Consider the following 13,131-nt stretch of genomic DNA (forward strand, 5'->3'; position numbering starts at 1 on the left):
GGCCCTCAGTGCAGCCACCTGCACCACCGCCACGACCGGCGGCAGTGCCGGCACCTGCTCCGTCACCTTGACCGCCACCACGGCGGGCAGCTATTCGGTCACCGCCACCCTGGGCGGTACCGCCGTGGGCGGCACCAACCCGGTGGTGGGCAGCTTCACGGCCGGGGTCGCCACGGCAGCCGGGTCACGCATTTCGATCAGCAGCGGGCCCAAGGCGGCCAATGGGGCCGATGCCTACACGATCACGGCCAGCGCGCTGGACGCCAATGGCAACTTGAACACCAGTGCCGCCAGCACCTTCAGCTTTGGCGTGCCGGGTAGCGGCGCCGCGCTGAGTGCGGGCACCTGCACGACCGCCACCACCGGCGGCAGCGCGGGCACCTGCTCGGTCAACCTGACGGCTACGACGGCGGGCAGCTATTCGGTCACCGCCACCCTGGGCGGAACCGCCGTGGGCGGCACCAACCCAGTGGTGGGCAGTTTCACGGCTGGGGCCGCCACGGCAGCCGGGTCACGCATTTCGATCAGCGGCGGGCCCAAGGTGGCCAATGGGGCCGATGCCTACACGATCACGGCCAGCGCTCTGGATGCCAATGGCAACCTCAACACCAGTGCGGCCAGCAGCTTCAGCTTCAGCGCCCCGGGCACGGGGGCGGCCCTCAGCGCAAGCACCTGCACGACCACGGCCGGCACCTGCTCGGTCACGTTGACCGCGACGACGGCGGGCAGTTACTCGGTCACCGCCACCCTGGGTGGTACCGCCGTGGGCGGCACCAACCCGGTGGTGGGCAGCTTCACGGCCGGGGCCGCCACGGCGGGTGGGTCGCGCATCGCCATCAGCAGCGGGCCCAAGGTGGCCGATGGCATTGATGCTTACACGATCACCGCCAGCGCCAACGACGCCAGCGGCAACCTCAACAGCAGCGTGGCCAGCACCTTCAGCTTCAGCGCCCCGGGCGCGGGGGCGGCCCTCAGCGCGGCCACCTGCACCACGGCCACGACCGGTGGCAGCGCCGGCACCTGCTCGGTCACCCTGACGGCCACCACGGCCGGCAGCTACAACGTCACCGCCACCCTGGGCGGCAGCCCTGTGGGCGGCACCAACCCCGTCGCCGGGCTGTTTGGGGCCGGCAGCGCCACCGCCGCGGGCTCGCGCGTGGCCATCAGCGCCGGGCCCAAGGTGGCCAATGGGGTTGACGCCTACACGATCACGGCCAGTGCCTATGACGCCAACGGCAACCCGAGCACCAGCGCGGCGACCACCTTCAGCTTCAGCGCCCCGGGCACCGGGGCGGCCCTCAGCGCGGCGACCTGCACCACGGCCACCACCGGTGGCGGTGCGGGCAGCTGCTCGGTCACCTTGACCGCCACCACCGCGGGCAGTTACAGCGTGAGCACCACCCTGGGCGTGGCCAATGTGGGTGGCACCAACCCGGTGGTGGGCAGCTTCACGGCGGGTGCCGCCACGGCCGGTGGCTCGCGCGTGGTGATCAGCCAGGGCCCCAAGACGGCCGATGGGGCCGATGCGTACACGATCACGGTCAGCGCCCTGGATGGCAATGGCAACCTCAACACCAGCGCGGCCAGCACCTTCGGCTTCAGCGCCCCGGGGGCCGGGGCAGCGCTCAGCGCCGCCACCTGCACGACGGCCACGACCGGCGGCAGCGCCGGAACCTGCTCGGTGAGCCTGACGGCCACCACGGCGGGCAGTTACAACGTGACCGCCACCTTGGGCGGCACGGCCGTGGGCGGCAGCAACCCCGTCACCGCGGTGTTTGTGGCCGGTAGCGCCACGGCCGTCAACTCGCGCGTGGCCATCAGCAGCGGGCCCAAGGTGGCCAATGGGGCCGATGCCTACACGATCACCGCCAGCGCCCTGGATGCCAACGGCAACCTCAACACCAGTGCGGCCAGCACCTTCAGCTTCAGTGCCCCGGGCACGGGGGCGGCCTTGAGCGCGGCCAGCTGCACGACCACCGCCGGCACCTGCTCGGTGAGCCTGAGTGCCACCAGGGCAGGCAGCTACTCGGTCACCGCCACCCTGGGTGGCAGCCCCGTGGGCGGCAGCAACCCGGTGGTGGGCAGCTTCACGGCCGGCGCGGCCGCGGCCCTGGGCTCGCGGGTGGCGATCAGCCAGGGGCCCAGGACAGCCAATGGCAGCGATGCCTACACGATCACCGCCAGCGCCCTGGATGCCAATGGCAACCTCAACACCAGCGCGGCCAGCACGTTCAGCTTCAGCGCGCCGGGCGCGGGGGCGGCCTTGAGCGCGGCCACCTGCACCACCCCCACCACGGGCGGCAGCGCCGGCACCTGCTCGGTGACCCTGACGGCCACCACGGCGGGCAGCTACTCGGTCACCGCCAGCCTGGGCGGCAGCGCCGTGGGGGGCACCAACCCCGTCACGGGCGTGTTTGTGGCTGGTGCGCCCACGGCAGCCAGCTCGCGCGTGGCGATCAGCAGCGGCCCCAAGGTGGCCAACGGCAGCGATGCCTACACGATCACGGCCAGTGCGCTGGACGCCAACGGCAACCTGAACACGGCCAGCGCCACCACCTTCGACTTCAGTGCCCCGGGCAGCGGGGCTGCACTCAGCGCGGCCACCTGCACCACGGCCACCACCGGCGCCGGCGCTGGCACCTGCTCGCTCACCTTGAGCGCCAGTGTGGCGGGCAGCTACAGCGTGACGGCCAGCCTGGGCGCGACCTCGCTGGGCGGCACCAACCCCGTCACGGGCGTATTTGTGGCGGGGGCCGTCACGGCTGCTACGGCGCGTGTGGCCATCAGCAACGGCCCCAAGGTGGCCAACGGCTCGGATGCCTACACGATCACGGCCAGTGCGCTGGACGCCAACGGCAACCTGAACACGGCCAGCGCCACCACCTTCAGCTTCAGTGCGCCCGGCACCGGGGCGGCGCTCAGTGCGGCCACCTGCACCACCACCACGACCGGCGGGAGTGCCGGCACCTGCTCGCTCACCTTGAGCGCCAGCGTGGCGGGCAGCTACAGCGTGACGGCCCGCCTGGGCGCGACTCCGCTGGGTGGCACCAACCCTGTCACGGGCGTGTTTGTGGCGGGCTCGCCGACAGCAGGCAGCTCGCAGGTAGCGATCAGCGCGGGCCCCAAGCTGGCCAACGGCAGTGATGCCTACACCCTCACGGTCACAGCCTACGATGCCAATGGCAACCCGGCCACAGGGGCGAGCAACACCTTCAACTTCAGCACCCCGGGGGCGGGCGCCAGCCTCAGTGTCAGCAGCTGCACCACCACCGCCGGCGCCTGCTCCGTCACCCTGACGGCCACCGTGGCGGGCAGCTACGGCGTGACGGCCAGCCTGGGCGCGACCCCGGTGGGCGGAACCAACCCCGTCACGGCCGTGTTTGTGGCCGGTCCCGCATCCGCCCAGGCCTCGCGCCTGAGCTTGAGCGCAGGCCCGCTGCCGGCCAATGGCAATGCGGCCTACACCCTCACCGTCAGCGCTTACGATGCCCAGGGCAACCTGGCCTCTGCCAGCCCCAGCACCTTCAACTTCAGCGGCCCCGGCACCGGGGCCTCGCTCAGTGCCAGCAACTGCACCACCACCGCAGGCAGCTGCTCGGTCACCCTGACGGCCACCGTGGCCGGCAGCTACGCGATCACCGGGAGCCTGGGCGCCAGCCCGGTGGGCGGCAGCAACCCGGTCACGGCCCAATTTGTGGCGGGCAACCCCGTGGCCGGCGGCTCCACGCTGGCCATCAGTGCGGGGCCGAAGTTGGCCAACGGCAGCGACACCTACACCCTCACCGTCACCGCCAACGACGCCCAGGGCAACCTCAACACCAGCAGCGCCACCACTTTCAGCTTTGACACGCCACAGCCTGCCGCCGGTGCCAACCTGAGCGCCGGCAGCTGCACCACCGCCACCACCGGGGCGGATGCGGGCCGCTGCAGTGTGACCCTCCAGGCCACGGTGGCCGGCAGCTACAGCGTGAAGGCGCGCCTGGACGGCAGCCTGATCGGTGGCAGCAACCCGGCCAGCGCCGTGTTCGTGGCGGCTGCCCCCACCGCCGGCGGCTCACGCGTGGACATCAGCTCGGGCCCGCGCGTGGCCAATGGCGTGGACAGCTACACCCTCACCGCGAGTGCCCTGGACGCCCAGGGCAACCCCAACAGCAGCGCTGCAACCAGCTTCACCTTCAGTGCCCCGGCGGCGGGCGCCAGCCTGAGCGCCGCCAACTGCACCACCAGCGCAGGCAGCTGCTCCGTCACCCTCAGCGCCACGGTGGCCGGCAGCTACGCCATCACCGCCAGCCTGGGCGGCACGCCCCTGGGCGGCACCAACCCGGTGGTGGGCACCTTTGTGGCGGGCGCCCCGACCGCATCCAGCGCCCGTGTGGCCCTGAGTGCCGGCCCCAAGACGGCCGATGGCGTGGACGCCTACACCCTGACGGTCAGCGCGCTGGATGCCAATGGCAACCTCAACACGGCCAGCGCCCTCACGATCAGCTTCAGCGCCCCGGGCGCCGGGGCCAGCCTGAGCGCCGCCCAATGCACCACGGCCACCAGCGGCGCCGCTGCGGGCACCTGCACCGTGAGCCTGACAGCCACCGTGGCCGCCAGCTATGCCATCACGGCCAGCCTGGGCGGCACACCCCTGGGCGGAACCAACCCCGTCACGGCCGTGTTCGTGGCAGGTGCGGTCAGCGCCGCGGGCTCCAGCCTGAGCATGAACCCACCGGGGCCCCTGACGGCCGACGGTGTGGCCCGCTACACCCTGAGCGTGCGTGCGCAAGATGCCAGCGGCAACCTCAACGCCGGCACGGCCCAGACCTTCAGCTTCAGCAACCCGGGCGCCGGCGCCACCCTCAGCGCCAGCACCTGCACCACGCCCACCACGGGTGCGGTGGCCGGCATGTGCTCGGTCACCCTCAGCGCCACCCTGGCCAGCGTGTTCCATGTCAGCGCCAGCCTGGGCGCCACCCCGGTGGGCGGCAGCAACCCGGTGGATGCCCGCTTTGTGGCCGGTGAGGCCGTGGCCGCCACCGCACGGGCCAGCATCGATGCCGGCCCCAAGCTGGCCAATGGCAGCGACGCGTACACGATCACGGCCAGCGCCACCGATGCCTTCGGCAACCTGGACAGCAGCAAGCCCTACACCTTCAGCTTCAACGCAGGTGGTGCCGGTGCCGTGCTCAGCAGCGCCAGTTGCACCACCGCCACCAGCGGTGCCGATGCCGGCACCTGCTCCGTCAGCCTGAGGTCCAGCGTGGCGGGCGACCAGGGCGTGAGCGTGAGCCTGGGTGGCCAGAGCCTGGGCGGAACCAACCCGCTGGTGGGCACGTTTGTGGCCGGGGCGGTCAGCGCCGCCAGCGCCCGCGTGAGCCTGAGCAGCGGCCCGCGCACCGCCAACGGCGGCGATGCCTACACGATCACCGCCAGTGCGCTGGACGCCAACGGCAACCTCAACACCGCCACGGCCTTCACCTTCAGCTTCAGCGCCCCGGCCGCCGGGGCCAGCCTGAGCGCGGCCACCTGCACGACCAGCATCAGCGGCGCGTCTGCCGGCACCTGCACGGTCAGCCTCACGGCCACCGTGGCGGGCAGCTACGCCATCACGGCCAGCGTGTCGGGCAGCGTGCTGAGCTCGGGCAACCCCTTGACGGCCGTGTTTGTGGCGGGCCCAAGCCAGGCCGGCAGCGCCACCCTGGCCATCGACAGCGGCCCCAAGACCGCCAACGGCAGCGACGCCTACACCCTCACGGTGACGGCGCGCGACGCCCTGGGCAACCTGGCCAGCAATGGCGCCAGCAGTTTCAGCTTCAGCGTGTCCGGCAGTGGTGCGGCCCTCAGCGCCAGCACCTGCACCACCACGGCGGGGGTGTGCAGCGTCACGCTCAGCGCCACGGTGGCGGGCAGCTATGCCGTCACTGCCCAATTGAACGGCCAGGCCGTGGGCGCCGGCAACCCCGCGCAGGCCGTGTTCGTGGCCGGTGCGGCCACGGCCGGCAGCTCGCGCATCAGCATCACACCGGACGGCCCCAAGGCCGCCAATGGGGTGGACAGCTACGGCATCACCGTCAGTGCCTACGATGCCCAGGGCAACCTGGTGAGCGGTGTGCCCAGCACCTTCAGCTTCAGCGCCCCCGGCACAGGCGCCGCCTTGAGCGCCAACACCTGCACCACCACGGCGGGGCGATGCAGCATCACCCTCACGGCCACCGTGGCGGGAAGCTACCTGGTCGGGGCCAGCTTGGCGGGCACCGCGGTGGATGGTGGCCGCCAGGTCAGTGCCAGCTTCCAGGCCGGCGAGGTGACAGCGACGGTGTCCAAGGCCTTGATCAGCGCGGGCCCGAAGATCGCCAACGGTGCGGACGCCTACACCGTCAGTGCCGAGGCCTATGACGCCCTGGGCAACCGGGTCATGCTCAACCCGACCAGCTTCACCTTTGCGGTGGACGGTGCGCCCAATGCGGCCAGCCTGAGTGCAGACCGCTGCGTCACGCCCACCACGGGGGCGGATGCTGGCAGTTGTGGCGTGAGCCTGGTGGCCAGCAGTGCGGGCGCCTACCTGGTGCACGTTCGACTCGATGGTGTGGGCCTGGGCAACCCGGTGGCCCACAGCCCGGTCACGGCCGTGTTTGTGGCGGGCAGTGCCACGGCGGGGGGCTCGCGGGTCAGCATCAGCAGCGGCCCGAAGGCCGCCAATGGCACAGATGCGTACACCATCACGGCCAGTGCGCTCGATGCCAACGGCAACCCCAACACGGCCAGCGCCACCACCTTCAGCTTCAGCGCACCGGGCGCGGGGGCTACACTCAGCGCGCTCACCTGCACCACGGCCACCAGCGGCGCAGCCGCCGGCACCTGCTCGGTCAGCCTGACGGCGAGCACTGCCGGCAGCTATGCCATCACCGCCAGCCTCGGCTCGACCGCGGTGGGGGGCGGCAACCCGGTCACCGGGGTATTTGTGGCGGGTGTGCCTGTGGCGGGCAATTCGACTGTGGCGATCAGCGCGGGCCCCATGACGGCCAACGGCAGTGATGCCTACATGATCACGGCCACCGCCCTGGACGCCAACGGCAACCTGAACACGGCCAGCGCCACGACCTTCAGCTTCAGCGCCCCGGGCACGGGGGCCGCGCTGAGCGCGCTCACCTGCACGACCACGGCAGGGACTTGCACGGTGAGCCTGACGGCCACCCGGGCAGGCAGCTACGGCGTGACGGCCACCCTGGGCGGCGTCAATGTGGGCGGCACCAACCCGATGACGGGCGTGTTTGTGGCGGGTGCGGCCACGGCAGGCAGCGCCCAGGTCGCGATCAGCCAAGGGCCCAAGCTGGCCAATGGCAGCGATGCGTACACGATCACGGCCAGTGCGCTGGACGCCAACGGCAACCTGAACACGGCCAGTGCCACCACCTTCAGCTTCGGCGCCCCGGCAGTGGGCGCCAGCCTGAGCGCCAGCACCTGCAGCACCACGGCCGGCACCTGCTCGGTGACGCTCAAGGCCACGGTGGCGGGCAGCTACGCCATCACGGTCAGCATTGGCTCGACTTCGGTGGGGGGCACCAATCCCGTCACGGCCTTGTTCGTGGCCGGTGCGGCCACGGCGGGCAGTTCCCAGGTGGTGATCAGTACGGGCCCCAAGCTGGCCAACGGGGCAGACGCGTACACGATCACGGCCAGTGCCTTGGACGCCAATGGCAACCTGAACACGGCCAGCGCCACCACCTTCAGCTTCAGCGCCCCGGGCACGGGTGCCAGCCTGAGCGCGGCCGAATGCGTGACCAACATCTCAGGGTCTGCACCGGGCACGTGCTCTGTGACCTTGACGGCGACGGTGGCGCGCAGCTATCCCGTCACCGCCACCTTGGGCGGCGTCAATGTGGGGGGCACCAACCCGGTCACGGGCGTGTTCGTGGCGGGTGCGACCACCGCAGGCAGCTCGACTGTTGAGATCAGCCAAGGCCCCAAGCTGGCCAATGGCACCGATACCTACACGATCACGGTCAGTGCGCTGGACGCCAACGGCAACCTGAACACGGCCAGCGCCACCACCTTCAGCCTCAGTGCCCCGGGCACGGGGGCAGCGCTGAGTGGGCTCATCTGCACCACGGCCACAACAGGGACGAGTGCGGGCACCTGCTCGGTGACGCTGACAGCGACCACCGCAGGCAGCTATGCCATCACGGCCCGCCTGGGCGCCACGCTGTTGGGCGGCAGCAACCCGGTGACCGGGGTGTTTGTGGCATCAGGCATGGATGCAGGTCAATCGCGGGTGAGCATCAGCCTGAACGGCGCGACCAAACTGGCCAACGGTGTGGATTCGTACACCATCACAGCCAGCGCCTATGACAGCCAGGGCAACCTGAACACCTGGCAGCCGCAGACTTTTGCGTTCAATTGGCGCGAAGGGGTCGTGACGCGCGTCTTGAACAACCGGGCCTTGAAGCAGGCCGTGAGCACCCGGTCGGCCAACCAATGGACGGCCCTGAGTGCGGCGACCTGCACCACCACCACCAGCGGCGCCCAGGCCGGCAGTTGCTCGGTCACGCTGAGTTCGACCCAGGCAGGTTGGTTCACGGTGCTCGCCGAGGCGGGTGGGCTGCCGGTGGGCAGCGGCACCGGGGGGCAGGCCGCAGCGCAGTTTGTGGCCGGCCCGGCGGTGGCGGCCCATTCGCTGATCACCATCAGCCCAGGCAGCAAACAGGCCGATGGGGTGGACACGCACACCGTGACCATCACGGCACGGGACGCCTTTGACAACGTGCAGGCGGAGGTGTCGACCCTGTTCACCTTCAGCCCGCCGGCGGTGGGGGCCAGCCTGAGCGCCAGCAGTTGCAGCACGGTGACCACGGGGGCCGATGCGGGCAGTTGCTCTGTGATGCTGAAGGCCACGACACCAGGCACCTATGCCGTGGCGGGCAGCACGGGGGGGCAGCCCGCGGGCAGCCCGGTGCAAGGGCAGTTTGTTGCGCCCACGGCCGGGGCGGTGACTGCGGTGCCCACCTTGAGCGAGTGGGCCTGTGTGGGCTTGGTGCTGGGCCTGGGCTTGCTGGGGGCGCTTGCGGGGCGCTTCCAGCGGCAGCCCTCCGAGGATTGAGGTCCGTCAGCCCTTCGCGCAGGCGGTTGGCGAGCCAGGCCCACATGCCGTGACCGGATGCTGTTGCGGGACCACGCTCCAAGCCGCCCATTCCGTCTTGGCCGTTGTCCTGTGCATGGGCGCCCTCTGAGGGGCCAGTTTCTGGCCTGGGCCAAGCCATCACAGAGTGCTGAGCAGGGCGGCCCCCATTGGCAGCGGGTTGCTTGGATCGGCAACAGCATGAAGTGCTCCCCGGGAAGGGCGGGTGGAGGCGTGTTGAGCGCTACACGTTCCCCGCCCTCATCCACCCACTCGAACCCGTCTCGATGCAGCAATGATGAATTGCTAAAAAAATCGCATAAATAATATAAAAATGTACTATGTGATATAAAGATGGTGAAATTGTGTTTTGTGATGTATTGTTGTGTTAATGACTTTCAATGTCTTTTATCTTTTTTATGACGTGAAGTGACCCGTCTTGCTGAGCACCTGGGGACGGACGGCGGTCGTTTGGGTGGCGGCCTGCATGAGGTTTCTTGGCTATACGACCCACCGACGCTGAACCGAAGGGGTTGAAACATGGGGTCTGGGGGCGTTGCCTTTGATCCCTGTCGATGGATCTTCATTTTTGACAGCACCTGGGCTGGGCTCCTCGTCAGTTGGGTCCGCAAGCAAGTTTCATATCAATCAATTTAAATTTCATGACTATAAAAATGATTTATATGATTCGGCGGGGTGCGCGTTTGATGCGGTGGGTGGGCCATGCGCATCCCCAGTCCGCGCTGCTGCGCTGGGCTCATGCCGCAGCCCTGGTGGGCTTGATGCTGGCCATGACGCTGGGCGTGGCACCGGCGCAGGCGGCGGGCAGCCTTCAGATCAGTGTGAGTCCCGGCACGTCATCTTCGTTTGGCGTACCAGGTATCACCAACTCGCTGCAGATCACGGTCAAGAACGTGGGCAATTCATCACTCTCCTTTTCGCCCACCCGGTTGAACTTCACCTTGCAATTTCCACCTCACGTGGTCCCGTCGTTCAATGCGCCAGGAGATGGCGCCCTCGTGTGCGTCTATGTGTCAGGTGACACCAGGACCACCGGCGTGCTGGTCACCTGCCCGACCGTCATCAACTACCTGGCGGCGGGTAGTAGCACCGTTGTCAACACCTACATCCTTCCAGACGGCAATAGCGTCGGGGTGAGTGGCACCATCAAGGCGGCGCTTGAGCCAACAGCGGGGATCACCCAGGTGGACGCGTCTTCATGCACTGCCACGGGTCAGCCCACCAGTGGTTGTTATGTGGGCTCATTGGCGGCCCCGTACTCGTCTGGCAAGCCGATTGCGACGATGGCGATTGGCGCGCCTTCCACCACGGCGGTGGGGGTGCCCGCCACGATCAGCCTTGATCTGTATCCCTACTTGTTGGCGGGCGGAACAACGTCGGCCACGAACTACAGCATCCTGCCGTTTTACCTGCAAATGCCCCCGTACTACACGTTTGTAGGCATGGTCGCCAAGTCAGGCCGGGTCAACTCGAGCATGACACCAACCTGTGTCCAGGTGTCGGGAACTGCCGCCAGCGGCCTGGTTTACGAATGCCTTTACCAAAACGGTTCTAACACATACGTCACTCTCAGCAACGCGAGCCCCAGTGGGTACGCGGGCTGGATCTTGACCGTCAACCCAACCCAGTTGGCGGGGGGGCGCTTTGCCACGATTTTCCCACCGACACCGGGAGGGTCCAGGAGTTTCGATGGCGGCAACACCATGCCCGATATCCGCACTTGCGTGGGCAACAACGTGCCCCTGGGCTGCGCTGTGGGGCCTGCCGTGCCCGGCGCACCCATTCTGGGGCTGAGCAAATCCAATCCGGCTTCGCTGGCCGTGGGCGCGAGCAGTGCCTACAGCCTGCAGGTCAGCAACCGTGGCACGGTGGCCAGTGGCAATTCGGTGGTGGTCTACGACCAGTTACCACCCAATGTGCTGTTCAACAGCGTGCAAGCCACGGGCTCGGGGACGGTGACGCCCAGCGGGGCCAGTTGCTCAGCCAGCGGCGACCTTGCATCAGGGCAGTTGTTGGCCTGTGCCCTCAACCTTCCGACCGGTGGCATCCCCGTCAGTGGCAGTGCCTCGTTCAATGTGTCGGTCACGCCCCAGACAGCGGCCGCCGGTGTGGCAACCATCAACCGGGCCGCTGTGGACCCCACCGGCGGCAACGCGCAGCAAGCGCCGGGCGATTGCACCGACACCGACACACCCTACCTCGGTTGCGTTGTGGCTGCGGCCCTGAGGGTCAACAGCGGCGTGTCGCTCAGCTTGAGCAAGACCAATCCGAGTTGGATGGCCACCGGTGTCGCAGCCCCGTATGGTCTGGTGATCACCAACAACGGCACGGGTGCCACCGACACCAACCTGGTGCTGTATGAGCAGTTGCCGCCCAACTTTGTCTACACCGGGGTCAGCAATGCAACACCGAGCGGCGGTGTGGCGTTCAGTGCGACCAGCTGTGCCAATGCCGGGGGCAGCCTGGCCTCAGGTTGGCTGCTGTCGTGCAACTTCAGCCTGCCGACGGGGGGATTGCCGGCAGGTAGCAGCGCTGGCATCACGCTGTCCGCGACACCGCAGGCTGCAGCCAGTGGTGTGAGCAGCACCAATCGGGCGGCCATTGATGCCACAGGAGCCAACGCGCCGCAGTCACCCGCCAGCTGCACCGCCAACGGCAGCCCGGCTGCGGGCTGCGCGGTCAGCCCGGCCATGGTGCCCGACCAGGTGGTGGCGGCCCAATCGACCCTTGCCATTGGCCCAACGGGTCCATTGACTGCCAATGGTGTCGCAGCCTACACCTTGACAGCCACCGCCAACAACGGGGCCGGCGCCGTGGCGAGCGGAGCGGCCACGACCTTCAATTTCAGCGCCCCCGGAGCGGGCGCGGCACTCAGCGCCAGCACTTGCACCACGGCCACATCGGGGGGCAGTGCGGGGTCTTGTTCGGTGAACTTGACGGCCACCACGCCGGGCAGTTATTCCGTCACCGGCACCCTGGGCGGCAGCAATGTCGGGGGCAGCAACCCGGTGGTGGGTACCTTCACGGCCGGGGCGGCCACGGCCGGTGGCTCGCGCGTGGCGATCAGCACTGGCCCCAAGATTGCCAATGGCAGTGATGCCTACACGATCACGGCCAGTGCCCTGGACGCCAATGGCAACCTCAACACCAGCGCGGCGGCCACCTTCAGCTTCAGCGCCCCGGGCACGGGCGCGGCCCTCAGCGCAGGCACCTGCACCACAGCCACCACGGGTGGCAGCGCGGGCACCTGCTCGGTCACCTTGACCGCGACCACGGCGGGCAGCTACAGCGTGACCGCCACCCTGGGCGGCAGCAATGTGGGTGGCACCAACCCGGTGGTGGGTGCCTTCACGGCCGGAGCCACCACGGCAGCCGGGTCACGCATTTCGATCAGCAGCGGCCCCAAGGTGGCCAATGGGGCCGATGCCTACACGATCACGGCCAGCGCCAACGACGCCAATGGCAACCTCAACACCAGCGCGGCGGCCACCTTCACTTTCAGCGCACCCGGCACCGGGGCCGCCCTGAGCGCGGCCACCTGCACCACGGCGACCACGGGTGGTAGCGCGGGCACCTGCTCGGTGAGCCTGACGGCGACCAGCGCGGGCAGCTATTCGGTCACGGCCACCCTGGGCGGCACCAATGTGGGCGGCACCAACCCGGTGGTGGGCACTTTCACGGCGGGTGCCGTCGTGGCCTCTTCGGCCCGGGTGGCCATCAGCAGCGGCCCGAAGCTGGCGAATGGTGCGGATGCCTACACCATCACGGCCAGTGCGCTGGACGCCAACGGCAACCTCAACACCAGCAGCGCAACAAGCTTCAACTTCAGTGCGCCGGGCGCCGGGGCGGCCCTCAGTGCGGCGACCTGTACCACGACCACCACGGGTGGCAGCGCGGGCACCTGCTCGGTGAGCCTGACGGCGACCAGCGCGGGCAGCTATTCGGTCACCGCCACCCTGGGCGGAACCAATGTCGGGGGCACCAACCCGGTGGTGGGCACCTTCACGGCG

The 13,131-nt window shown here is 69.1% G+C and carries 2 protein-coding genes; both read left to right on the top strand.

Annotated elements, in window-relative coordinates; all coding sequences use genetic code 11:
* Positions 1 to 67: 67 nt before the first annotated feature.
* Positions 68 to 9,082, top strand: coding sequence for a beta strand repeat-containing protein (locus AC07VS_RS28605; RefSeq protein ID WP_494752667.1), 9,015 nt, complete (start codon positions 68 to 70; stop codon positions 9,080 to 9,082).
* Between the two features lie 692 nt (positions 9,083 to 9,774).
* On the top strand, positions 9,775 to 13,131 hold a 3,357-nt coding region (locus AC07VS_RS28610; RefSeq protein ID WP_494752668.1), incomplete at its 3' end, for a beta strand repeat-containing protein.

This window comes from Curvibacter sp. GW821-FHT01G03 (assembly GCF_059422285.1).